The sequence below is a fragment of the Stutzerimonas degradans genome, from assembly GCF_024448505.1.
Lineage (GTDB): Bacteria > Pseudomonadota > Gammaproteobacteria > Pseudomonadales > Pseudomonadaceae > Stutzerimonas > Stutzerimonas degradans.
Window position 1 is genome coordinate 57,931 of the sequence record NZ_JAMOHV010000014.1, and the last position, 21,853, is coordinate 79,783.

Below are 21,853 nucleotides of genomic sequence, written 5' to 3' on the forward strand. Positions count from 1 at the left end.
TCTCTGCGTTTCCCGAGTGCCCTGTGTTCAGTGCAGGTGCTGGCTGCCGTCGGCGTGCCGGTGCACGTTGCGCTGGACGGTGGTATCGGGTGCATCGGCGGGAGGGTGATGGGTGCCTTCGGTCGGTGCGTCGTGGCTGGAATGCTGGCCGCTGTGGTCGTGCATGTCGGCTTCCCCGCCGCCATGCTGGTGGCCTTCACTCTGCGCGACCAGTGCGCGGTATTGCGCCACGTCGAGCTGTGGCAGACGTTCGAGAAACGCCACCATACCCCAGATGTACGGGTCGCTCATGCTCTTGCCCCAGGCCGGCATGCCACTGGCCTTGATGCCGTGCTTGATGATCCAGAAGGCGCGCGCGGGATCGCCGCCGGTGCCGAATTGGTGAAGCTGGCGTGGCGCGGGGTAGAGGCTCGCGCTCAGTTCCGTGTCGCTCATGCCCGGCGCCAGATGGCAGCCGATGCACATGGCGCGGTAGTTGCCCGCACCCGAACGGATCAGCGCCGCATCGTTTAGATCAGGCACGTCGATGCTCCGACTGCGCACGGCGATCGAGCGCTCACGGGCGATTTCCAGCAGGCGCTCGACTACTTGCGAGTGCGGCGCATCGGCGGCGACGTTGAAGACACCGGAGTAGATGGCGCCGCCACCGACGACGGCCAGCACGGCGCCGGCCAGCGCCAAAGTCTTGATTGTTGTTTTCATGCGTGCGGCTTTGCTCAAAACCAGAATCGTATGCCGGCGACCAGGCGGGTGTCGCTGACATCTTCGTCTTCGTCACGCAGCAGGTCGGCGGTGTTGCCATAGGCGCGATTCCAGGTAACGCCGATGTAGGGCGCGAACTGGCGATTGATCTCGTAGCGCAGGCGCACTCCGAAGCCCGCATCGCTGAGCCCCGAACCGACACCACGGGCCTCGTCGTTGCGCGCGTGCAGGTTGAGTTCGGCGGTGGGTTGCAGCACCCAGCGCTGGGTCAGCAGGATGTCGTACTCGGCCTCCAGGCGCAGCGCGCTCTGGCCGCCTTCGCCGAGAAAGGCGGTGACTTCGGTTTCCAGGCCGAACAGCGGCATGCCCTGCACGCCGAAGGCCGCCCAGGTCTGCGGCGAGCCGGGCTTGAAGTCCTGGCGCACGCCGGCAACGGTTTCCCACCAGGGGCCGACGGCATGGCTCCAGAGCAGCTGCAGCTCGGCTTCTTCGGTATGACCGTCGGTGCGCTCGCCCTCGGAACGGAAGGCCAGGCGGTCGATGTCACCGCCATACCAGCCGGAGATATCCCAGGCCAGCGCGCTGCCTGCATCGGCGTCCTGCCATTCCAGTTGATCGGCCAGGAACAGGAAGTGGCTCCCTCCCTGGTGCATCGCGTGTGGCGGCAGGTCTGGGAAGGCGGCGGCGCGATCCGCATCGCTGAGCGGCGGCACTGATGCGGCCGGCGACGGGGCGGAGACGGGCGGATGCGCCATCGAGCCGTGATCCATGCCGTCATGTTGCATCGGGCTGTGTTGTGCCGCTCCGGCGTGGCTGTCATGCGCGGAATGATCCATGCCCTGCTGCGCCTGTGCCGTCGCCGCCACCATGCCGGCGGCCAGGGCGAGAACCAGCTTCGCCCCGGCAGCGCCGGCAATGCCGATCAGTTGCCGCTCAGCGGTCACGTGGTTTGTCCTTGGCGTTCCCCTTGGACGGGTTCTTGTCCCGTTGGCTGTTCTCCATGTTGCGATGCTCCAAGCCCTGACCCTGATTCACTTCACGGTGCTGCATGCTCTGGCCCATGTTGTCGTGGTCCATCATCTGGCCCTTGCCCATGTGCTCGTCGTGCATCTGCATCATGTTGCCCTGATCCATGCCTTGCTTGGCAGCGCCTCGCTGCTGCTGGGCCGGGTCGGCTTGCGAGGTGGCCGGCGTTTTCTCGGGATGGTGGCCGTCGTGCTGGTTCTGCTGTGCCTGCGCGGTGGTCAGCTGCAAGGCGGCAGCCAGGCCGCAGGCGATCAGGATGTTTTGCTTGAGCGTGTTCATAGATTTCTCCTTCACTCTTCTACGCGGACTTCGCGGAACATCCCGAGGTCCATGTGCATCAGCATATGGCAGTGGTAGGCCCAGCGCCCGAGGGCGTCGGCGGTGACACGGTAACTGCGTCTCGCGCCCGGCGGCATATCGATGGTGTGCTTGCGTACGAGGAAATTGCCGTGCTCGTCCTCCAGGTCGCTCCATAGCCCGTGCAGGTGGATGGGGTGGTGCATCATGGTGTCGTTGACCAGCACGATGCGCAGGCGCTCGCCGTACTGCAGACGGATCGGCTCGGCATCGGCGAAAGGGATGCCGTCGAACGACCAGGAGAAACGCTCCATGTGGCCGGTCAGGTGCAGCTCGAGGGTACGGCTCGGCTGACGGCCATCCGGATCGGCGAAGCTGCTGCGCAGGTCGGCGTAGGTCAGCACGCGGCGGCCGTTGTCGCGCAGGCCAATGCCCGGATCGTCCAGCTTGGGCACCGGCATCATGGTTTGCATGTCCACCAGCGGGTTGTTCGTCTCGCTGGCCGGGTGCGTCTGCATCGCGGTTTCGGCGTTCGCACCGTGCCCCATGTCGGCGTGTTTCATCTGGCCGTGATCCATGCCGCCATGGTCCATGTCGCTGCCCGTGGAGGCGGCGCCATGCGCGGCGTGATCGCCGTGGCCCATGTCGTCCATGCTCAGTTCGGGGCGCGGATCGGGCTCGGGCACCGGTGCCTGCAGGCCCTGGCGCACCGCCAGGGTGCCGCGAGAAAAGCCCGAGCGGTCCATCGCCTGGGCGAACAGCGTGTAGGCGTCCTGGCTGCCGTCCGGCTCGACGATCACGTCGAGCGTTTCGGCCACCGCCAGGCGCACTTCGTCGACGGTCACCGGTTCGACGTACTGGCCGTCGGCGGCGACCACGGTGAGCTTGAGGCCGGGGATGCGGAAGTCGAAATAGGTCATCGCCGAACCGTTGATGAGCCGCAGGCGAATGCGCTCGCCCGGCTGAAACAGCCCGGTCCAGTTGCCGTCCGGCGCCAGGCCGTTGAGCAGGTAGGTGTAGGTGGCGCCGCTGATGTCGGCGAGATCGGTGGGTGACATGTTCATCCTGGCCCACGCCCAGCGCTCGCTGAAGCTCTCGCGCCAGCCCTTGTCGGCCACGTCTTCGATGAAATCGCCAAGGGTGCGGCGTCCCAGGTTGTAGTAGTCGGCCTGCTTCTTCAGCTTGGCCAGTACCCGCGCCGGGCTCTCGTCGGTCCAGTCGGAGAGGAACACCACGTAGTCGCGCTCGTAGCTGAACGGCTCCGGCTCGATGGGATCGATCACCAGCGGGCCATAGACGCCGAGCTGCTCCTGGAAGGCGGAATGGCTGTGGTACCAGTAGGTGCCGCTCTGCTTCACCTTGAAGCGGTACTCGTACATACCGTCCGGCGCGATACCGGCAAAGCTGAAACCGGGTACGCCGTCCATGTTGGCCGGCAGCAGGATGCCGTGCCAGTGGATGGAGGTGTCGTGGGGCAGGCGGTTGCGCACGCGCAGGGTCACGCTGTCGCCTTCGCGCCAGCGCAGCAGCGGGCCGGGGATGCTGCCGTTGATGGCCATGGCGGTGCGGCGGTTGCCGGTGAAGTCCACCGTCATGGCGTCGATGGTCAGATCGAACTCGGTGCCGCTGAGTGTCGTCGGCTGGCCGGGGCTGGTCAGCGCCCAGACGGGCTGGCGCCATAGCCCGAGCCCGGCGAAAGCGCCACCGGCGGCGAGGCTTTTGACGAAGGTGCGCCGAGAGCTATTCGAGTGCATGCAGGTCCTGTTCGATAGTGGCTGTTCGCGCTGCTCCAGCGGACGCGCGCGGCAAACATGTCTGGTCATCATAAGGGCGCTCAGCTGACTCGCAGCTGAGCCGAAGATTACCGTTCTGTCAGCTTGATGTGGCCCGCCCTAGGCGTTACAGCAGCTCGATGCCGAAGCGTCGCAGCACGAGTGCCAGCGCACCGAAGCAGATGACGGTCAGCACCGCGCACGCCAGCAGCGTCGGCCAGAAGCCCAGGCGTGTCAGCAGGCGGGGGAATACGAGAAACATCGGCAGCGTCGGCAGCACGTACCAGAAGGTGTACCAGGCGTGGTTGGCGATCTTCTCGGTCGGCTGGCGCTCGATGTACAGCCAGATCAGGCTGAGCAGGGTGATCAATGGCAGCGCGGCCAGAAAGCCGCCCAGCTTGTCGCTGCGCTTGGCGGCTTCCGAGACCAGCACCACCACGGCGGCGGTCAGCAGGAACTTGGTGACGATCCAGGCCATAGGCCTCCCGACGACGCGCTGCCGCGAAACTCAGCGTACCGGCTGGCTGCCGAGATAATCGCCCATCACCACGTCACGGCCTTGTTCGGTCAGGCCAATCACCTGGTAGCGCTCATGCGGCTGGCCGTAATCCATGCCCGGCGAGCCGGCCGGCATGCCCGGTACCGCGACGCCGGCGAGATCGTCGCGCTGCTGCAGCTCACGGATCGCCGCGACCGGCACATGGCCTTCGACGAACTTGCCGTCGATCACCCCAGTGTGGCACGAGCCCAGGCGCGGCGCCACGCCCGCGCGCTGCTTGACTGCCGACATGTTGGCCTCGACGTGGTCGCGCACCTCGAAACCGTTGGCTTCCAGATACTTGATCCAGTCCTTGCAGCAGCCGCAGTTGGCGTCGCGATGCACGTCGATCACATCGGCGGCGTGTGCCACACCGGAGATCAGCAGGGCGGCGAGGGCGGTGAGATAAGGCTTCATGTACGTCTCCAGATCAGGGTTTCAGCGACAGCCGCAGCCACCGTTGCCGCCGCAGCCAGTCTGCGCGGCGGGGGTGGGTGCGGCGGTGTTGATGGCGGCAGGATAGCCGGCTTCGTCGAGCGCGGCGATCAGCGCCGGACTGTCGGCCTGGCCGGCGACACGGGCGAGCCCGGCGGCCAGGTCGACCTCGACGGCGGTGACTCCGGACACGGCCTGCAGCGCTTCGCTGACATGCTTGACGCAATGGCCGCAGGTCATGCCGGTTACCTTGAGTTCGATGCTGTTCATGTGCGTCTCCCAGGATGGTTGCGTGAACGTGGTTGGATGTTCATCCCTGACATCGTGTCAAGGTCAAGCGCTGCCACCGTCGATGGCGGCGTTGCGCAGGCGCAGCGCGTTGAAGACCACCGAGGCGGAACTGACGCTCATCGCCAGCGCGGCGATCATCGGCGACAGCAGGTGACCGGTCAGCGGGTAGAACAGGCCGGCGGCCAGAGGTATGCCCAGGCTGTTGTAGAGGAAGGCGAAGGTCAGGTTCTGGTGCATGTTGCGCACCGTCGCCACCGACAGGCTGCGCGCGCGCAGGATGCCCAGCAGATCGCCCTTGACCAGCGTGACCTGGGCGCTGTTCATCGCCACGTCGGTGCCGGTGCCCATGGCGATGCCGACGTCGGCGCGCGCCAGCGCCGGGGCGTCGTTGATGCCGTCGCCGGCCATCGCCACGCGGTGCCCGGCCTGCTGCAGGGTGGCGGCCAGGCGCTCCTTGTCCTGCGGCTTGACCTCGCCGTGCACCTCCTCGATGCCCAGCTCGTGGGCCACCGCGCGCGCGGTGGTCAGCCCGTCGCCGGTGGCCATGACCACCCGGACGCCATCGGCCTGCAGCCGCTCGACGGCCAGGCGCGAGGTCGGCTTGATCGGGTCGGCCACCGCCAGCAGCCCGGCCAGCGCGCCGTCGACCGCGAGATACATGATGCTCACGCCGTCGGCGCGCAGCGCTTCGGAACTCTGGCGCAGCGCGCCGCTGTCGACGCCGCCTTCGTCCAGCAGCGCGGTGTTGCCGAGCAGCAGCTGGCGGCCGGCGACACGCCCGCGCACGCCGATGCCCGAGGCCGACTCGAAGTGCTCGACCGGGCTCAACTGCACGCCGGTCCCGCGGGCCCGCTCGACGATGGCGTGGGCCAGCGGATGTTCGCTGCCCTGGTCGAGGCTGGCGGCCAGCTGCAGCACCTCGTCCTCGCCGAAGCCGGGTGCGGCGACCACGCTGTGGAAGGCCGGGCGGCCCTCGGTGAGGGTGCCGGTCTTGTCGACGATCAGCGTGTCGATCTTGCGCAGGTTCTCGATGGCGCTGGCGTCGCGGAACAGCACGCCGCTGCCGGCGGCCTTGCCGGTGGCGACCATCACCGACATCGGCGTGGCCAAGCCCAGCGCGCAGGGGCAGGCGATGATCAGCACCGCCACCGCGTTGATCAGGCCGAACACCCAGCTCGGCTCCGGGCCCCACAGGCCCCAGCCGAAGAAGGTCAGCACGGCGATGGCGATCACCACCAGCACGAACCAGCCGGCGATCAGGTCGGCCAGGCGCTGCATCGGCGCGCGGCTGCGCTGGGCCTGGGCGACCATCTGCACGATCTGCGCGAGCATGGTCGCCGAGCCGACCTTCTGCGCTTCCATCACCAGGCTGCCGTGGGTGTTGAGCGTGGCGCCGATCAACGCGTCGCCGCTGCGCTTGGTCACCGGCAGCGGCTCGCCGGTGAGCATCGACTCGTCCACCGCGCTTTCGCCCTCGAGCACGCGGCCGTCCACCGGCACCTTCTCGCCGGGGCGCACGCGCAGGCGGTCGCCGAGGTGCACGTGGGTCAAGGCGATGTCCTCCTCGCTGCCGTCTGCGTTGATCCGCCGCGCGGTCTTCGGCGCCAGGCCGAGCAGCGATTTGATCGCCGCCGAGGTCTGCGAGCGCGCGCGCAGCTCGAGCATCTGGCCGAGCAGGGTCAGCGAGATGATCACCGCCGCCGCCTCGTAGTAGACGCCGATGCGCCCATCCTCCAGGAAAGTCGCCGGGAACAGCTGTGGCGCCAGTGTCGCTGCCACGCTGTAGACATAGGCCGCGGCGGTACCCAGGCCGATCAGCGTCCACATGTTCGGGCTGCGCTGGCGGATCGACTGCACCCCGCGCACGAAAAACGGCCAGCCAGCCCAGAGCACCACCGGCGTCGCCAGCAGCAGTTCCACCCAGTTCTGCGTGGCGCCGTGGAACAGCGCCAGCGAATGTCCGGCCATCGCCAGCAGGGTGACGATCACCGTCAGCGGCAGGCTCCACCAGAAGCGCCGGGAGAAATCGCGCAGCTCGGGGTTTTCCTGCTCCTCCAGCTCGGGGATCACCGGCTCCAGCGCCATGCCGCACTTGGGGCAGGTGCCGGGGCCGATCTGGCGGATCTCCGGGTGCATCGGGCAGGTGTACTCGGCAGCCGGGTCGGCCGCGACCGGCGCCGCCGCGGGCTCGGCGCCGGCATAGCGCTGCGGCTCGGCGACGAAGCGGTCCAGGCAGCGCTGGCTGCAGAAGTGGTAGTCACGCCCGCCATGGCTGGCATGCAGCGGGCTGTCGCTGGCCACCGGCATGCCGCACACCGGGTCGTGCTCGGTCGCGGCTTCGGCGGCGTGCGCTGGGTGCGGGTGATTGTGGGCGGGGTGGTGATGCGCGTGGGAGTGGTTGCCGGGCTGGTCAGCGGTCGCCATCGTGGCCTCCGTGTCTGTGGCCGAACAGGTGCAGTAGCGGGCAGAGCAGCAGGATCAGGTAAGGCAGTGCTTCGGCGGTATGCGTCAGATGTTCGCGCACCAGGTAGAACAGCGCGATCGACGCCAGCATCAGCAGGGCGATGCCGGCGGGGCTGCGCCAGAAAGGCTGGGGAGTTCCGCTGCGTTGCATGGCCGGCCTCCGGAATGGGATGGTTTCACCATAGTCCTCGCCGCCTTACGCCGCGCTGATAGAAAGATTACGTTTCTGTCAGCTGATGGCGCGGCGGCCGTTGCGGCTGCCACACTTCGCCCATCGCCGAGCCGAGGAACGGGACATGAAACTGCTGGTCGCCGAAGACGAACCGAAAACCGGCACCTACCTGCAGCAGGGGCTGAGCGAGGCGGGTTTCACCGTCGACCGCGTCACCACCGGCACCGATGCTCTGCAGCACGCGCTGAGCTCGCCCTACGATCTGCTGATCCTTGATGTGATGATGCCGGGCCTGGACGGCTGGGACGTGCTGCGCCTGGTGCGCGCCTCGGGCAACGAGGTACCGGTGCTGTTCCTCACCGCGCGCGACCGCGTCGAGGACCGAGTCAAGGGGCTGGAACTGGGCGCCGACGACTACCTGGTCAAACCGTTCGCCTTTTCCGAGTTGCTGGCGCGGGTGCGCACGCTGCTGCGCCGCGGCAATGCGGCGACGCTGCAAACCCAACTCAGGATCGCCGATCTCGAGGTCGACTTGCTCAAGCGCCGCGCCACGCGCGCCGGCCAGCGTATTGACCTGACCGCCAAGGAATTCGCCCTGCTGGAGCTCTTGCTGCGCCGGCGTGGCGAAGTGCTGCCCAAGTCGCTGATCGCCTCGCAGGTGTGGGATATGAACTTCGACAGCGACACCAACGTCATCGAGGTGGCGATCCGCCGGCTGCGGGCGAAAATCGACGACGGCTTCGAACCCAAGCTGATCCACACCGCGCGCGGCATGGGCTACATGCTCGACGAGCCGGACGCACCATGACGCGGCTGTCGCTGACCGCGCGGCTGAGCCTGATGTTCATGCTCGCCGTCACCGGCGTACTGGCGGCGGCCGGCTACTTCTTCGGCCAGCTAAGCCAGCACCATTTCGACGAACTCGACCGCCACTCCCTGCACGAGAAGCTTGAGGCCGGGCGCCGCCTGCTCAGCGGGCTGGACGATCTGCAGGATTTCGGGCGGGTTCGCCCGCAGCTGCAGGCGCTGCTCGGCGGGCACAGCGAAATGCGTGGCTTCGTCTTCGATGAGACGGGTGCGCAGCTGTATCCCGAAGCGCCGCGCGCGATGGCCGAGCCGCAGCTGCTGGAACTGGTCGGGCGGAGGGCCGGCGAGCTGCAGCTGGACGGGCGCGTCTGGCGCGGCGAGGCGGGGCATGTGCGGGTCGGCTCGCAGCGCCTGACCTTGCTCGTGTTGCTGGATGTCACCGTGCACAAGGCGTTCTTCCATACCTTCAGCGGCTGGTTGTGGGGCGCGCTGGTGCTCTGCGCGGCGCTCAGCGGCCTGCTCGGCTGGCTGCTGGTGCGTCGCGGCCTGCAACCGCTGCGCGAGGTGACCCAGGTGGCCGCCTCGGTGTCGGCCCGCTCGCTGCGCGAGCGCATCCCCGACGAGTCGACCCCGGCCGAGCTGCAGCAGCTGGTGCAGGCCTTCAACGCCATGCTGGCGCGGCTGGAAGACGCCTTCGTGCGGTTGTCGAACTTCTCCGCCGACATCGCCCACGAGCTGCGCACGCCGCTGAGCAACCTGATGACCCACACCGAGGTGGCGCTGACCCGCGCGCGCACGCTGGATCAGTACCAGGACAACCTGCATTCGAATCTGGAGGAGTTGCAGCGCATGTCGCGGATGATCGACGACATGCTGTTTCTGGCCAAGGCGGATAACGGGCTGATCGTGCCGGACGCCAAGCCTGTCGCGCTGGAGGCGTTGTGCGCGCAGCTGCTGGACTATTACCAGCTCTCGGCCGACGAGCGCGGGGTGCGCTTCGAGCTGTCCGGTGCCGGTACGATTCAGGGCGACTTGTCGATGCTGCGCCGGGCGCTGTCGAACCTGCTGTCCAATGCGCTGCGCTACACCCCCGACGGCGAGCGCATTCGCGTGGCCATCGAGCGCGGCGCTGATCAGGTGACGCTTGAGGTGAGCAATCCCGGCGCGACCATCGCGCCCGAGCATCTGGAGCGACTGTTCGACCGCTTCTACCGGGTCGACCCGGCGCGCCGCGAAGGCAGCCCGAGCAATGCCGGCCTGGGGCTGGCGATCACCCGTTCGATCGTTCAGGCCCATCAGGGCCGTATTCATTGCACCTCCGCGCAGGGCTGGACGTCCTTCCGCCTGGAATTCCCCGGCTAAGCGCATGCTCAGCGCTGCAACGGCACCGTCAGCGATACGCGCAGGCCGTCGGCCTGGCTGTCGAAGATGAGGGTGCAGTCGCAGCGTTGCGCGATCGCCTGGACGATGGCCAGGCCCAGGCCGCTGCCGCTGCTGGCGGCGTGTCGCCAGAAGCGCCGGGTCAGGTGCTCGAGATGTTCGGCAGCGATGCCTGGGCCCTGGTCGCGTACTTCGAAGCGTACTCGCTCCGCTTCAGGCAGCAGGGTCAGCGTGACGGCACTGCCCGGCGCGGTGTGGCGCTGGGCATTCTCCAGCAGGTTGCGCAGCGCGGCGATGGCCAGCACCGGCGGCATGGCCAGCGGCGTGCCGGGCAATTCCGCCGGGACCTGCAACAGGATTGGCGCGCCATCGCCGCCACTGGCGTCCTGAATCGCCAGCCGCGCGACCTCGGCGGCGGTGCACTGCAGGCCATCGTCGAAATCCAGACTGCCTTCCACCCGGGCTAGCAACAGCAGCTGTTCCAGCGTGCGCTGCAGCCGATCGGCGCCGGCCTCGGCGTTGGCCAGCGCCTGTTCGGCGGCGGTACCTTCGGTCATGCGTGCCACCTGCAGGTGGGTCTTGATCGCCGTCAGCGGGCTGCGCAGTTCGTGGGCGGCGTCGCCGGTCAGCCGGCGTTCGCGTTCGATGGCCTGGGCGATGCGCTGGAACAGCTGATTCTGCGTCTGCACCAGCGGCAGCAGCTCCGCCGGCAGGCCTTCGACCGGCAAGGGTTCGAGGGAGTCGGCGCTGCGTCGGGTCAGTGCCTCGCGAATCCTGCGCAGGGGCGCCAGCCCACGGCCCAGGCCGAGCCAGAGCAGACCCAGGCTGCCGAGCAGGGCGACCGCCACGGGCAGCGCTGCCGCCAGCAACACCGAGCGCTTCAGCGCGGCACGTTCATCCAGGCGGTCGGCCGTGGTGATGCGCAGCTCGCCTTGCACCAGCGTGAAGCTGCGCCAGGGCACGCCGTCGATCAGTTGGTCGCGAAAGCCGTTCTGCTCGGCGTCGAGCTGCTGGTCGGGCGCACTGTGGCTGCGCGCCAGCACCTCGCCACGCAGCGAGCTGACCTGGCAGGCCAGGCCGTTGGGGATGCCCAGCTGCTCGGCGCTCAGACGCTGCGGCGGGCCGTCGCCGGGCACCGGCTGCGGCAACTGCACCAGCAGGCCGGCGACCATGCGCGCCGAGGCCGCCAGGCGCTGGTCGAGCGAGAGCATCATCTGGCTGCGCAGATCGACCAGCATCCAGGTCGCGGCCAGCGCCCAGAGCAGCACGAAGGCCGAGCCGAGCATCAGGGTCAGGCGCAGGCGCAGGCTCATGACGCGTCCTCGTCACCTGCCGGACCGAGGCGGTAGCCGAGGCCGCGCACGGTTTCGACGATGCCGCTGCCGAGTTTGCGCCGCAGGTGGTGGATATGCACGTTGAGGGCATTGCTCTCGACATCATCGGCAAAGCCGTAGACCGCGTCCTTGAGCTGCTCGCTGCTGAGCACCCGGCCCTGATTGTTGAGCAGCGCCTGCAGCAAAGCCTGTTCACGGCGCGACAGGTCGACCGGCTGGCCGTCCAGGCGCGCTTCGCAGCGGCTCGGGTCGTAGCTCAGTCGGCCATGCTCGATGAGGTTGACGCTGCGTCCGGACATGCGGCGCATCAGCGTGTGCAGGCGCGCGGCCAGCTCGCGCAGATCGAAGGGCTTGAGCAGGTAGTCGTCGGCCCCCGCCTGCAGGCCGGTGACCCGGTCGCTGACCGCATCGCGCGCGGTGAGCACCAGCACCGGCAGCTCCAGGCCCTGTTGGCGCAGGCGTCGCAGCAGGGCGAGGCCGTCTTCGTCGGGCAGGCCGAGGTCGAGGATCAGCACGTCGAAATGCGCCGCGCGCAGTAGGGCTTCGGCAGTCGCCGCAGTCGCGGCATGGTCGACGATCAGGCCCTGGGCGTTGAGCCCGGCGACGATACCGCTGGCGATCAGCGCGTCGTCTTCGGCAAGCAGCACGTGCATGGGGAGGGTCCGCAGAAAAAGCTCTAGGGTGGACCTTAGCGATTAAGGCAGCGTTACGCAGCCCGTGCCATGGCGTTAATGGCGCGTTAATCCCGCCCCGGCATGCTGCGCGGCAGTCATTTCTCGGCCAGGACTCTCATGCGCACATTGGTTCTTCTGCTGTTTCTGTTGGCGCCCGGATTGGCGCTGCCGGCCGGCGGGCTGTTTGGCGGCGGCTCGCAGGGTGATTTTCTGCCGGCGGACGAGGCATTCGCGCTGACGGTCAGCCCGCAGGAGAACGGCGCGACGCGGCTGCACTGGCGGATCGCACCGGGCTATTACCTCTATCAGCAGCGCCTGCAGTTCGACGGCCTGCCGCCGGAGCGCCAGCCGCAGCTGCCCGAGGGCGAGCCCTATAGCGACGAGTTCTTCGGCGATTCGCAGATCTACCGCGACAGTCTCGAACTGCTGATCCCGCCAGGCGCGCAGGACAGTGTGCGCCTCGGCTGGCAGGGCTGCGCCGATGCCGGGCTCTGCTATCCACCGCAGACCCGTGAGGTATCGCTGAGCGGTGACGGCATCGCCTCGGCAGCCTCCGGGCAGGCCGAAGATCAGGCGCTGGCCAGCGGCCTCGAAAATCAGGCACTGGCCTGGAGCCTGCTGGTGTTCTTCGGCCTCGGCTTGCTGCTGGCCTTCACCCCCTGTTCGCTGCCGATGCTGCCGATTCTGGCGGGCATCGTGGTCGGCAGCGGCACCACCTCGCGCCGTGGTGTTGCCCTGGCGGCGACCTACGTGGTCAGCATGGCGCTGGTCTACGCCGGGCTCGGTGTGCTGGCGGCGCTGCTCGGCGCCAACCTGCAGGCGGCGCTGCAGCAACCCTGGTTGCTGACCAGTTTCGCCGTGTTGTTCGTGCTGCTGGCGCTGCCAATGTTCGGTTTGTTCGAGCTGCAATTGCCGGTGGCGCTGCGTGATCGTCTGCAGCGTGTCGGTGATCGCCAGCGCGGGGGCAGCCTCGCCGGGGCTGGCGCGCTGGGCGTGCTCTCCGGCTTGCTGGTCGGCCCCTGCATGACCGCGCCACTGGCCGCCGCGCTGCTGTTCATCGCACAAAGCGGCAGTGCGCTGCAGGGTGGCCTGGTGCTGTTCGCGCTGGGCCTGGGCATCGGCACGCCGCTGCTGTTGCTGGTGACGGTCGGCCAGCGCTTTCTGCCCAAGCCGGGCGCCTGGATGGATCGCGTGAAAGTGGTGTTCGGCTTTCTCTTCCTCGCGGCCGCGCTGTTCGTCGCGCGTCCGTTGCTGGCCGACTGGCTGTGGCTGGGCCTGTGGGGCGCGCTGCTGGTGGTGCTCGCCACCGCCTTGCTGCATGTGGCGCAGGCAGTGCAACGCCAGCGCGTGCTCTGTCAGGCCGGCGGCGTTCTGCTGGGGCTGTGGGGCGCGGCGATGCTGCTGGGTGCCGCCGGCGGTGCGGATGATCCGCGTCGGCCGCTGGCGATCTATGCCGGCGGCGTGGCGACGGCCGCGGCGGTCGAGTCCCACGCGCTCGGTTTCAGCGATCCGGCGGTGCTCGATCGTGAGCTGGCGGCAGCCAAGGCGCAGGGCCAGTGGGTGCTGATCGATTACTACGCCGACTGGTGCGTCTCCTGTAAGGTCATGGAGAAGGAGGTCTTCGGCAACGCCGAGGTGCAGGCGAGCCTGGACGGTGTGCGCGTACTGCGCCCCGACGTGACCCGCAGCGACGCCGCCAGCCGCGAGCTGCTGGCGCGCTATCAGGTGCTCGGCCCGCCGACATTGCTGTGGATCGGCCCGGATGGCGAGGAGCGCCGTGAACGACGCATCACCGGTGAGGTCGGTGCCAGGGACTTTCTGCAGAACTGGAACCAGACCCGGGAGCGAGGTTGATGCTGACTGTGAATATCGGGCCGCTGGCCCTGGCGATGCCCCATGTGATTCTGCTGGGCAGCCTGCTGCTGGCGACCCTGACCGGCTGGTGGATCGGCCGCCGCAGCGAGCGCAACCCGGAGCGGCAGCTGTTTCGCCTGCTGCTGGTGGCGCTGCTGGTGGCTCGCCTGGCCTTCGTGGCGCTGTACTGGGCGTACTACCGGGATGACTGGCTGAGCGTTATCGATATCCGTGACGGTGGCTTCATCGCCTGGCCGGGGCTGTTCGCCGCGCTGGCGCTGGGCGTCTGGTGGAGCTGGCGCGACCGCGAGCTGCGCAAGCCGCTGGGCATCGCGCTCACGGTGGGCGTCCTCAGTTGGGGCTTCAGTAATCTGGCCTGGCATTCCCTCGAGCAAGGCACGCGCCTGCCGGAAATGGCCCTGCGTGACAGCCAGGGCCGCTCGGTGGCGCTGGAGGATTACGCGGGGCAGCCGCTGGTGGTCAATCTCTGGGCGACCTGGTGTCCGCCATGCCGACGCGAGATGCCGGTGCTCGCCGAGGCGCAGGCGCGCGAAAGCGACACCCTGTTCCTTTTCGTCAATCAGGGCGAAGGCGAGGGCGAGATCGGTCGCTTCCTGGAAACCGCAGGGCTGACGCTGGACAACGTACTGCTCGACAGCGGCGGGCGTCTCGGTCAGCACGTCGGCTCCACGGCACTGCCCACCACGCTGTTCTACAACGCCGAGGGCCGTCAGATCGGCAGCCATCTCGGCGAACTCTCGCACGCCAGCCTGGCGCGCGCGCTGGAAAAACTGAAAGAGGATGCTGCGCAGTGATTCGATTCAAGCCGTTACCCTACCTGCTGGCCGGTGTGACCCTGCTGACGTTGTCTGTGGCTCAGGCCGAGGCACTGCCGGAGGCGATCCAAGCCGTCGAGGCGCGCGGTGCCGAGGTCGTCGGCACCTTCGATGCGCCCGGTGGCATGAAAGGCTATGCCGCACGCTACAACGGCCAGGGCATGGCGCTCTATCTGACCGCCGATGGCGAGCACGTGCTGATCGGCAGCCTGCTCGATGCCAAGGGCGAGGACCTGACCCGCGCGCACCTGGAGAAGCTGGTCTACGAACCGCTCGCCAAGGAGATGTGGACGCGCATGGAGAACAGCACCTGGATCGCCGACGGCAAGGCGGACGCGCCGCGCATCATCTACATGTTCAGCGATCCGAACTGCCCGTACTGCAACATGTTCTGGAAGCAGGCGCGGCCCTGGGTCGAGTCGGGCAAGGTGCAGCTGCGGCACATCATGGTCGGCATGTTGCGCGCCGATAGCGCCGGTAAGTCCGCCGCGCTGCTCAGCGCCAGCAAGCCCGAAGCCGCGCTCAACGAACACGAAGCGGCCGGCAAGGCGAGCAAGCTGAAGCCGTTGGAGAAGATTCCCGCCGCGCTGGAGAAACAGCTCACCGACAACCTGATGCTGATGAGCGAGCTAGGCGCCCAGGCCACGCCGGCGATCTTCTACCTCGACGCCAACGGACGGCTCCAACAGCACCAGGGTGCGCCGCGGCCGGATGTGCTGGAAACGATCATGGGGCCGCGCTGAGGCAGCGCTAGGGGAGGCGTGGAACAGCGCTGCGCGCGTTTTCCTGATGAAGGTAGGGTGGATGGCCGAAGCCATCCACGCGCAAGGCGACGCGGTAGTACGAATCAAAGAACGCCGAATACCTTCTTCGCCAGGCTGGTGGCGGCGGCGGCCGGGTCCTTGCGGATGTTCGCTTCCTGCTCGGCGATCACCGTGAACAGGCCGTCCAGCGCCTGCTCGGTGACGTAGCTTTCGATGTTGGCGTAGCCGCCGGACAGGCCGGTCGGTACTTTCGCCGCCACCGCGTTGTATTGCTGCGCGAGACCGACCTGGTCGGTGGCCTGCTTGACGATGGGTAGGAACTTGGCGCGAATCTGCTCGCGGCTGGATTTGTTCAGGTACTGGGTCGCCGAGTCGTCACCGCCGGCGAGAATCGCCTTGGCGTCCTGCACGGTCATCTTGCGCACGGCATCCAGCAGCAGTTGCTGGGCTTGCGGCACGGCCTTCTCGGCGGCGAGGTTCATGCTGTTTTCCAGCTGTTCGACCTGCGCGCCCATGCCGAGCATCTTCAGCATGCGCGAGGCCTTGCCGATGTTGCCCGGCAGTTCGATGCGCACATTCGGGTCGCTGCTGAAGCCGCCCGGGCGGCCGAGCTGCTGCACCGCGACCTTGGCACCCTGGCTGAGGGCATCCTTGAGGCCGGCGCTGGCATCGCTCTGGGTCAGGTCCGAGAGCGACAGGGCGAACGCGCCGGCAGACAGCAGCAGGCCGGCGGCAAAGGTGGCGATGCGAAGCATGGGGTGGTTCCTCCGAATGGGTGGCGGCGAGCTTAACAGCTGCCGTGGCGCTTCGAGTGCGTTCAGCTGACGTCGAAGTTGCCCTTGCGCCACAGCTGCGGTGCCATCCCGCTCCAGCGCTTGAATGCGCGGGAAAACGCCGTTTCGTCAGCGTAGCCCAGGTGCAGCGCGAGATCGGTGATCGACTGGGTGGACAGCCGCAGCTGGTGGCGCGCCTCGGCATAGCGCACCTGGTCGAGCAGCCCGCGAAAACTGTGCCCGTCGCGCTGCAAGGCGATCTGCAGGCTGCGCGGATGCTGGCCGAGCAGGCGCGCGACCACGTCCAGCCGCGCCTCGCCGGTGGAGAGGATCGACTGCAACACGTAGCGGATTTGCTCGGCGAGGTCGGTCGGCAAGTGCCGGTTGTGATGGTACTGCTCGATCAAATGCGACTTGAGCTGATGCCGCTGCTCCAGCGGGCGCAGGTCGAAGATGCTGCTGTCGGTGACGAAGCCGCTGCTGCGCTGCTCGAACCGCACCGGGCAGGGAAATACCCGAGCGTAGTCGGCAGGCTCGCCCACCGCCGCGTGGCCGACCAGCAGCTCGCGAGGTTGCCAGCCGGCGCCGAACAGGCCGGTCATGGTTCGTTGCATCACCCCCAGGCCCAGCTCGCGCAGCTGGCGCAGGTCCACGGCATCCTGCAGTTGCAGGCGGTATTCCACATGCAGGCGCTCGCCTTCGCTGTGCAGATGCAGGGCGATGCCCTGCGCATGCAAATGCACGTACTGCTGGGTGAGCTTGAGCACCTCGGCGAAGCTCTCGGCCTGCGCCAGCAGCAGGCCGAACGGGCCAAACACCAGGTAGTCGTGATACTCGCTCAACTGCAGGCCGAAGCTGGGCGCCGGTCCCTCGGCGGCGGCGAGATTGAGCGCGCGGGCGAAGCTGGCGTAGGGCACGTACAGATCCGGCCGGCGCAGCACCAGCGGGTCGAGATCGCAGCGGCGCAGCAGCTCGTGCGGATTCAGGTCGTAGCGCCGGCACAGGCTGTCGAAGCCGATGAACACGGCGCTGCGGGCGATCTGGGTCATGTTCGGCATCCGTAGGGCGACGGGTGCATTGCGGGTGCGGATTCGCAATATGTCAACCAGGCATTCGTGAAAAGTCAGGCTGCCGACGCGGCGCTTGCCTAGGCTGGGGGCATCGAATCGCACTTCTGCCAGGAGGCCGGACATGCAGCCTACGCATCATCGTTGTGAAACCTTGGTGATCGGCGCGGGGCTGGCCGGCATCAGCACGGCGCTGGAGCTGCTCGAACGTGGCTGCCAGGTGCTGCTGCTGGACGCCGCGCCGCGCAGCCAGTGCGGCGGTCAGGCCAACGATGCGTTCGGTGGCATGTTGCTCTGCGGCACGCCGGAACAACGACGCAACAAGGTGCAGGATTCGCCCGAGCTGCTGCTGGAGGACTGGCTGCGGGTAGCCGCCTTCGACGCCGACGACCACTGGGGGCGGCGCTGGGCCGAGCACTATGCCGAGCGCAACAAGGCGGACATCTACGACTGGCTGCGCCAGCGCGGCGTGAGCTTCTTCCCGGCGGTGCAGTGGGTCGAGCGCGGCAACTTCGGCGACGGCAACGCACTGCCGCGCTATCACGTGGCCTGGGGCTGCGGCCGCGGCGTGGCGCAGACGCTGGCGCGGCGGATGTTCGAGCATGCCGGCCTGAGCTGCCTGTTCGAGCATCGCGTGCTGGGTCTGGAGACGCGCAACGGCGCCGTGGTGGGCTGCCACGGCCGCAGCGGCTCGGGCGACTTTCGCATCGAGGCCGAGCACGTGGTGCTCTGCAGCGGCGGCATCAATGGCGATCTGGCCAGGGTGCGCGCGCACTGGGACCCGCTGTACGGCCCGTACCCGGAGAACATCCTCAACGGCACCGACCCGCGCGCCGACGGCGAACTGCATGGGCAGGTGCAGGCGGCCGGTGGCCAGGTGGTCAAGCTCGGACGCATGTGGAACTACGCCGCCGGCATCGCCCATCCCGAGCCGCAGTATCCGCAGCATGGCCTGAGCCTGATTCCCTCGCGCTCGGCGCTCTGGCTCGACGCCCGCGGGCAGCGCATCGGCCCGCAGCCGCTGGTAGGCGGTTTCGATACCCATGACCAGTGCAAACGCATCGGCCACTTGCCCGGTCAGTACGGCTGGCAGTTGCTCAACTGGCGCATCGCGATCAAGGAGCTGGCGATTTCCGGCACCGACAGCAACCCGCATTTTCGCGACCGCAAGCTGTTGCCGCTGCTCTGGCAGCTCGCCACCGGCAACCGCCAGCTGGTGCGCTGGATGGTTGAGCGCTGCCCGGATGTGCTGGCCGCCGACACGCTGGCGCAACTGGCCGCGAAGATGGCTGCGCTGGCTGGTGACGGCCGACTCGACCAGGACCTGCTGGCGGCCACGCTGGCGCGCTACGACGCCGGCATCCGTCGTGGTCCGGCGCTGTACAACGATGAACAGCTGCGCCGCCTGCAGCAGTTGCGCCAGTGGCGCGGCGACCGGGTCCGCACCTGCGCGCCACGACCGATCCACGATGCCGGCAGCGGCCCGCTGATCGCCATCCGCACCCGGCTGATCAGCCGCAAGAGCATGGGCGGGATGCTCACCGACCTGCATTCACGGGTGCTCGATGGCCACGGCGAGCCCGTGCCCGGCCTGTATGCGGCCGGCGAGGCAGCCGGCTTCGGCGGCGGTGGCATCAGCGGCATCCGTTCGCTGGAAGGCACCTTTCTCTCCAACTGCATCCTCAACGGTCGTCGCGCCGCGCAGACCATCGCCGGCGACGCCTGACATATAAGAACAAGCATAAGAACAAGGAGAACCACCATGAAGAAGACCGGCGCCGCACTCGCACGCTTTGCCCTGGAACAGCTGGGCGTCAGCCACACCTTCGGCATTCCGGGCGTGCACAACACCGAGCTGTACGACGAGCTGAACGCCTCGCCAAGCATCCAGCCGGTGCTGGTGACGCACGAATGCGGCGCGGCCTTCATGGCCGATGCCTTCAGCCGCACCGGCTCGAGCATCGGCACGCTGGTGATCGTGCCCGCCGCCGGCGTCACCCATGCGGCCAGCGGCATCGGCGAGGCGGGGCTGGACGGCATTCCCATGCTGATCCTCTCCGGCGGCATCCACAGCGAAAGCGGCCGCCACTACCAGCTGCACGACATCGACCAGCACGCGCTGCTGGCGCCGATCACCAAGGCGAGCTTTCGCATCCTCAGCCACGCCGAGGTGATTCCCACGCTGTATCAGGCGTACCGCATCGCCACCGGCGGCGAGCCGGGTCCGGTGTTCGTCGAGCTGCCGTACAACATCGGCAACTTCCTCGGCGAGGTGGAGGAGATGCCGGCCTTCGTCGCCGAACCGCCGGTGCCGCCGCTCGATCCGGCGCTGTTGCGCCAGGCCGCGCGGTTGCTGGTCGACGCGCGCCAGCCCGGGTTGTTTCTCGGCTGGGGCGCGATGGGGGCGCAGGCCGAGCTGATCCAGCTGGCCGAACTGCTCGCCGCGCCGGTGTGCACCACGCTGCAGGGGCTCAGCGCCTTCCCGGCCACGCATCCGCTGCATGTCGGCATGGGCTTCGGCGATTACGCGGTGCCGGCCGCTGCGAATGCCTTCGCCGATTGCGACTGCCTGCTGGCGGTGGGCACGCGCTTCGCGGAGATCCCCACCGGCAGCTACAGCATGCCGGTGCCGGCGAAGCTGATTCACCTGGACATCAACCCGCAGGTGTTCGGCGCCAACTACCCGGCGCGAGTCGCCCTGGCCGGCGCGGCCGAGCAACTGATCCCGGCGCTGCTCGCCGAGGTCCGCGCCATACGCAGCGCGCCGCCGCGCAACGAGCTGGCGCAGCGGATCGCCGCCGACAAGGCCGCGTACGTGAAGGAGTGGCTGCAGCACGACAGCCGCGGGCGGGTGAATCCGGCCGTGTTCTGCCAGGCGCTGCGTGCGCAGCTCGGCGACCAGGCGATCGTGGTGGCCGACGATGGCAACCACACCTTCCTGTTGGCCGAGCTGATGCCGATCCACGCCGCGCGCGGCTTCATCTCGCCCAGCGACTTCAATGCGATGGGCTACTGCGTGCCGGGCATGATCGGTGCCAAGCTGGCCAATCCGCAGCGCCAGGTGGTGGGCGTGGTCGGCGACGGTGCATTGCGCATGACCGGCCTGGAGCTGGTCACCGCCAGCAGCCTGGGACTCGATCTGGTGCTGTTCGTGTTCAACGACGGCGAGCTGTCGCAGATCGCCCAGGCGCAGGAGATACCCTACAACCGCAAGACCTGCACCGTGCTGCGGCCGCTCAATCTCGCCGCGCTGGCCGAAACCACCGGCGCGGCGTTCGTCACCATCGAGAGCAACGCGCAGTGTGCCGACGGCATCACCCGGGCGCTGACGCTGGCCGGCGAGGGCAGGCCGGTGCTGGTGGATGTGCGCATCGACTACAGCAAGCGCACGCGCTTCACCGAGGGCGTGGTCAAGGCCACGCTCAAGCGCTTCACCCCGCGCGACAAGCTGCGCGTGGTGAGCCGGGCGCTGTGGCGGCGGGTGACCGGTTGAGGAGCGCACCATGAACCCTGCGTCCTATCGTCTGGCCGCCAGCTGCGCCGACTACCGGCGCCTGGCCCGGCAGCGCCTGCCGCGCTTTCTGTTCGATTACATCGACGGCGGCGCGAACGACGAGCAGACCCTGCGCGCCAACTGCGAGGATTTGCAGCGCCTCAACCTGCGCCAGCGCGTGCTGCGCGACGTGGACAACCTCGACACCCGCTGCGAGCTGCTCGGTCAGGCCGCCAGCATGCCGCTGGCGCTGGCCCCGCTGGGCATGGCCGGCCTCTATGCGCGCCGCGGCGAAGTGCAGGCGGCGCGGGCAGCGGCGGCGGTCGGCGTGCCGTTCAGTCTGTCCACCGTTGGCATCTGCTCGCTGGCCGAGGTGCACGCGGCAAGTGCGCAGAAGTGCTGGTTCCAGCTCTACATGCTGCGCGACCGCGACGCGGTGCAGGGGTTGTTGCAGCAGGCGCGCCGCAACGGCTGCGACACGCTGCTGTTCACCGTCGACCTGCCGGTCGCGGGGATTCGTCGGCGCGACATTCGCAACGGCATGCTCGACGCCAGCTGGCGCGGTCGGCTCGCCAAAGCCACGCAGCTGGCGCAGCGTCCCGGTTGGCTGCTGAACGTGGCGATTCGCGGCAAGCCGCATCACTTCGGCAACCTCAGCGACCGTGTGGCCGATCCCAGCGACCTGCGCGCCTTCAAGGCCTGGCTGGACGCGCAGTTCGACCCGCGTGTGAGCTGGGACGACATTCGCTGGCTGCGCGCGCAATGGTCGGGGCGGCTGGTGCTCAAGGGCATCATGGAACCGGACGACGCCTTGCGCGCGCTCGATTGCGGCGTCGATGCCATCGTCGTGTCCAATCACGGCGGCCGTCAGCTGGACGGCGTGGCCTCGACCATCCGGCAGCTGCCGGCGGTCGCCGCGGCGCTCGGCGGGCAGTTGCCGATCCTGCTCGATGGCGGCATTCGCAGCGGCGTGGATGTGCTCCGGGCGCGCGCCCTGGGTGCGCAGGGCGTGCTGATCGGCCGCCCCTGGGCTTGGGCGCTGGCGGCCGGCGGCGAGGCGGCGGTGGTGCGGCTGCTGACCAGCCTGCAGGCCGAACTGGCCACGGCGATGGCGCTGTGCGGCGTCAATCGCCTGGAGCAGATCGACGCCGGTCTGCTGGAGCGCCGCGACTGAG

General features: G+C 68.3%; 21 protein-coding genes. 8 read left to right on the forward strand and 13 right to left on the reverse strand.

What is annotated here, in order from left to right:
* Positions 1-27: 27 nt before the first annotated feature.
* The 9 genes from NAV27_RS16245 to NAV27_RS16285 all read right to left on the reverse strand — a co-directional run bounded on the left by NAV27_RS16245 (position 28) and on the right by NAV27_RS16285 (position 7,675).
* Positions 28-702: a c-type cytochrome gene (locus NAV27_RS16245; protein WP_102829651.1), complete on the reverse strand. Its 675-nt coding sequence runs from the start codon at positions 700-702 to the stop codon at positions 28-30.
* A 14-nt stretch (positions 703-716) separates the two neighbouring features.
* Positions 717-1,538, reverse strand: a complete 822-nt coding sequence (locus NAV27_RS16250) for a copper resistance protein B (RefSeq protein ID WP_369805880.1) — start codon at positions 1,536-1,538, stop codon at positions 717-719.
* 97 nt (positions 1,539-1,635) lie between these two features.
* Positions 1,636-2,007: a hypothetical protein gene (locus NAV27_RS16255; protein ID WP_102829613.1), complete on the reverse strand. Its 372-nt coding sequence runs from the start codon at positions 2,005-2,007 to the stop codon at positions 1,636-1,638.
* Between the two features lie 11 nt (positions 2,008-2,018).
* Complete coding sequence (locus NAV27_RS16260; RefSeq protein ID WP_102829612.1) at positions 2,019-3,779, reverse strand: copper resistance system multicopper oxidase; 1,761 nt, start codon at positions 3,777-3,779, stop codon at positions 2,019-2,021.
* A 145-nt stretch (positions 3,780-3,924) separates the two neighbouring features.
* Complete coding sequence (locus tag NAV27_RS16265) at positions 3,925-4,275, reverse strand: DUF3147 family protein (protein ID WP_102829611.1); 351 nt, start codon at positions 4,273-4,275, stop codon at positions 3,925-3,927.
* 30 nt (positions 4,276-4,305) lie between these two features.
* The gene (locus NAV27_RS16270; RefSeq protein ID WP_102829610.1) at positions 4,306-4,752 is read right to left on the reverse strand and encodes a DUF411 domain-containing protein; all 447 of its coding nucleotides are present in this window, start codon (positions 4,750-4,752) and stop codon (positions 4,306-4,308) included.
* A 21-nt stretch (positions 4,753-4,773) separates the two neighbouring features.
* A complete protein-coding gene (locus NAV27_RS16275; RefSeq protein WP_102829609.1) occupies positions 4,774-5,040 on the reverse strand; it encodes a CopZ family metallochaperone in 267 nt (88 codons plus the stop codon).
* 63 nt (positions 5,041-5,103) lie between these two features.
* A complete protein-coding gene (locus NAV27_RS16280) occupies positions 5,104-7,485 on the reverse strand; it encodes a heavy metal translocating P-type ATPase (protein WP_369805861.1) in 2,382 nt (793 codons plus the stop codon).
* Complete coding sequence (locus NAV27_RS16285; protein WP_102829608.1) at positions 7,472-7,675, reverse strand: DUF2933 domain-containing protein; 204 nt, start codon at positions 7,673-7,675, stop codon at positions 7,472-7,474. Before NAV27_RS16285 ends, NAV27_RS16280 begins: the two co-directional genes overlap by 14 nt.
* Positions 7,676-7,820: 145 nt before the next feature.
* Here NAV27_RS16285 and NAV27_RS16290 point away from each other — a divergent pair, with 145 nt between their 5' ends.
* Complete coding sequence (locus tag NAV27_RS16290) at positions 7,821-8,504, forward strand: heavy metal response regulator transcription factor (protein ID WP_003289221.1); 684 nt, start codon at positions 7,821-7,823, stop codon at positions 8,502-8,504.
* Positions 8,501-9,865, forward strand: coding sequence for a heavy metal sensor histidine kinase (locus NAV27_RS16295; RefSeq protein WP_102829607.1), 1,365 nt, complete (start codon positions 8,501-8,503; stop codon positions 9,863-9,865). The genes NAV27_RS16290 and NAV27_RS16295 overlap by 4 nt, the downstream gene beginning before the upstream one ends.
* Positions 9,866-9,873: 8 nt before the next feature.
* Here NAV27_RS16295 and NAV27_RS16300 read toward each other — a convergent pair whose 3' ends face one another.
* Both NAV27_RS16300 and NAV27_RS16305 read right to left on the reverse strand, forming a co-directional pair.
* Positions 9,874-11,196, reverse strand: coding sequence for a sensor histidine kinase (locus NAV27_RS16300; RefSeq protein WP_102829606.1), 1,323 nt, complete (start codon positions 11,194-11,196; stop codon positions 9,874-9,876).
* Positions 11,193-11,870, reverse strand: coding sequence for a response regulator (locus NAV27_RS16305; RefSeq protein WP_102829605.1), 678 nt, complete (start codon positions 11,868-11,870; stop codon positions 11,193-11,195). The genes NAV27_RS16300 and NAV27_RS16305 overlap by 4 nt, the downstream gene beginning before the upstream one ends.
* A 138-nt stretch (positions 11,871-12,008) precedes the next feature.
* On the opposite strand from NAV27_RS16305, the gene dsbD reads away from it, so the two are divergent.
* Genes dsbD through dsbG form a run of 3 tightly spaced genes read left to right on the forward strand, consistent with a single transcriptional unit; the run spans position 12,009 to position 15,324 of the window.
* A complete protein-coding gene (dsbD, locus tag NAV27_RS16310; RefSeq protein WP_102829604.1) occupies positions 12,009-13,745 on the forward strand; it encodes a protein-disulfide reductase DsbD in 1,737 nt (578 codons plus the stop codon).
* Positions 13,745-14,560 (forward strand): TlpA family protein disulfide reductase, encoded by an 816-nt coding sequence (locus NAV27_RS16315; RefSeq protein WP_102829603.1) that lies wholly within the window; start codon positions 13,745-13,747, stop codon positions 14,558-14,560. The genes dsbD and NAV27_RS16315 overlap by 1 nt, the downstream gene beginning before the upstream one ends.
* Positions 14,557-15,324, forward strand: coding sequence for a thiol:disulfide interchange protein DsbG (dsbG, locus tag NAV27_RS16320; RefSeq protein WP_102829602.1), 768 nt, complete (start codon positions 14,557-14,559; stop codon positions 15,322-15,324). Before NAV27_RS16315 ends, dsbG begins: the two co-directional genes overlap by 4 nt.
* Positions 15,325-15,428: 104 nt before the next feature.
* Here the strand turns inward: dsbG and NAV27_RS16325 are convergent, their stop codons facing one another.
* Positions 15,429-16,100, reverse strand: a complete 672-nt coding sequence (locus NAV27_RS16325) for a DUF4197 domain-containing protein (protein ID WP_043297222.1) — start codon at positions 16,098-16,100, stop codon at positions 15,429-15,431.
* 62 nt (positions 16,101-16,162) lie between these two features.
* Positions 16,163-17,167 carry an AraC family transcriptional regulator gene (locus tag NAV27_RS16330; RefSeq protein WP_102829601.1) on the reverse strand — a complete coding sequence of 335 codons (1,005 nt, stop codon included), beginning with the start codon at positions 17,165-17,167 and terminating at the stop codon, positions 16,163-16,165.
* Between the two features lie 142 nt (positions 17,168-17,309).
* Here NAV27_RS16330 and NAV27_RS16335 point away from each other — a divergent pair, with 142 nt between their 5' ends.
* From NAV27_RS16335 to NAV27_RS16345, 3 genes are read left to right on the forward strand one after another with little or no spacing between them, the layout of a single operon-like run.
* Positions 17,310-18,911 (forward strand): FAD-dependent oxidoreductase, encoded by a 1,602-nt coding sequence (locus NAV27_RS16335; protein WP_102829600.1) that lies wholly within the window; start codon positions 17,310-17,312, stop codon positions 18,909-18,911.
* 36 nt (positions 18,912-18,947) lie between these two features.
* The gene (locus NAV27_RS16340; protein ID WP_102829599.1) at positions 18,948-20,678 is read left to right on the forward strand and encodes a thiamine pyrophosphate-binding protein; all 1,731 of its coding nucleotides are present in this window, start codon (positions 18,948-18,950) and stop codon (positions 20,676-20,678) included.
* A 10-nt stretch (positions 20,679-20,688) separates the two neighbouring features.
* Entirely contained in the window at positions 20,689-21,852 is a 1,164-nt protein-coding gene (locus NAV27_RS16345; RefSeq protein WP_102829598.1) for an L-lactate dehydrogenase, read from the forward strand.
* Position 21,853 lies beyond the last annotated feature (1 nt).

Bases quoted from the DNA above. Each gene is read 5' to 3' on its own strand.
- NAV27_RS16245 (WP_102829651.1), bottom strand. From the start codon at position 702: ATGAAAACAACAATCAAGACTTTGGCGCTGGCCGGCGCCGTGCTGGCC.
- NAV27_RS16295 (WP_102829607.1), top strand. From the start codon at position 8,501: ATGACGCGGCTGTCGCTGACCGCGCGGCTGAGCCTGATGTTCATGCTC.
- NAV27_RS16285 (WP_102829608.1), bottom strand. From the start codon at position 7,675: ATGCAACGCAGCGGAACTCCCCAGCCTTTCTGGCGCAGCCCCGCCGGC.
- NAV27_RS16315 (WP_102829603.1), top strand. From the start codon at position 13,745: ATGCTGACTGTGAATATCGGGCCGCTGGCCCTGGCGATGCCCCATGTG.
- NAV27_RS16275 (WP_102829609.1), bottom strand. From the start codon at position 5,040: ATGAACAGCATCGAACTCAAGGTAACCGGCATGACCTGCGGCCATTGC.
- NAV27_RS16255 (WP_102829613.1), bottom strand. From the start codon at position 2,007: ATGAACACGCTCAAGCAAAACATCCTGATCGCCTGCGGCCTGGCTGCC.
- NAV27_RS16325 (WP_043297222.1), bottom strand. From the start codon at position 16,100: ATGCTTCGCATCGCCACCTTTGCCGCCGGCCTGCTGCTGTCTGCCGGC.
- NAV27_RS16280 (WP_369805861.1), bottom strand. From the start codon at position 7,485: ATGGCGACCGCTGACCAGCCCGGCAACCACTCCCACGCGCATCACCAC.
- NAV27_RS16330 (WP_102829601.1), bottom strand. From the start codon at position 17,167: ATGACCCAGATCGCCCGCAGCGCCGTGTTCATCGGCTTCGACAGCCTG.
- NAV27_RS16340 (WP_102829599.1), top strand. From the start codon at position 18,948: ATGAAGAAGACCGGCGCCGCACTCGCACGCTTTGCCCTGGAACAGCTG.
- NAV27_RS16305 (WP_102829605.1), bottom strand. From the start codon at position 11,870: ATGCACGTGCTGCTTGCCGAAGACGACGCGCTGATCGCCAGCGGTATC.
- NAV27_RS16265 (WP_102829611.1), bottom strand. From the start codon at position 4,275: ATGGCCTGGATCGTCACCAAGTTCCTGCTGACCGCCGCCGTGGTGGTG.
- dsbD (WP_102829604.1), top strand. From the start codon at position 12,009: ATGCGCACATTGGTTCTTCTGCTGTTTCTGTTGGCGCCCGGATTGGCG.
- NAV27_RS16300 (WP_102829606.1), bottom strand. From the start codon at position 11,196: ATGAGCCTGCGCCTGCGCCTGACCCTGATGCTCGGCTCGGCCTTCGTG.
- NAV27_RS16260 (WP_102829612.1), bottom strand. From the start codon at position 3,779: ATGCACTCGAATAGCTCTCGGCGCACCTTCGTCAAAAGCCTCGCCGCC.
- NAV27_RS16345 (WP_102829598.1), top strand. From the start codon at position 20,689: ATGAACCCTGCGTCCTATCGTCTGGCCGCCAGCTGCGCCGACTACCGG.
- NAV27_RS16250 (WP_369805880.1), bottom strand. From the start codon at position 1,538: ATGGATCATTCCGCGCATGACAGCCACGCCGGAGCGGCACAACACAGC.
- NAV27_RS16335 (WP_102829600.1), top strand. From the start codon at position 17,310: ATGCAGCCTACGCATCATCGTTGTGAAACCTTGGTGATCGGCGCGGGG.
- NAV27_RS16270 (WP_102829610.1), bottom strand. From the start codon at position 4,752: ATGAAGCCTTATCTCACCGCCCTCGCCGCCCTGCTGATCTCCGGTGTG.
- NAV27_RS16290 (WP_003289221.1), top strand. From the start codon at position 7,821: ATGAAACTGCTGGTCGCCGAAGACGAACCGAAAACCGGCACCTACCTG.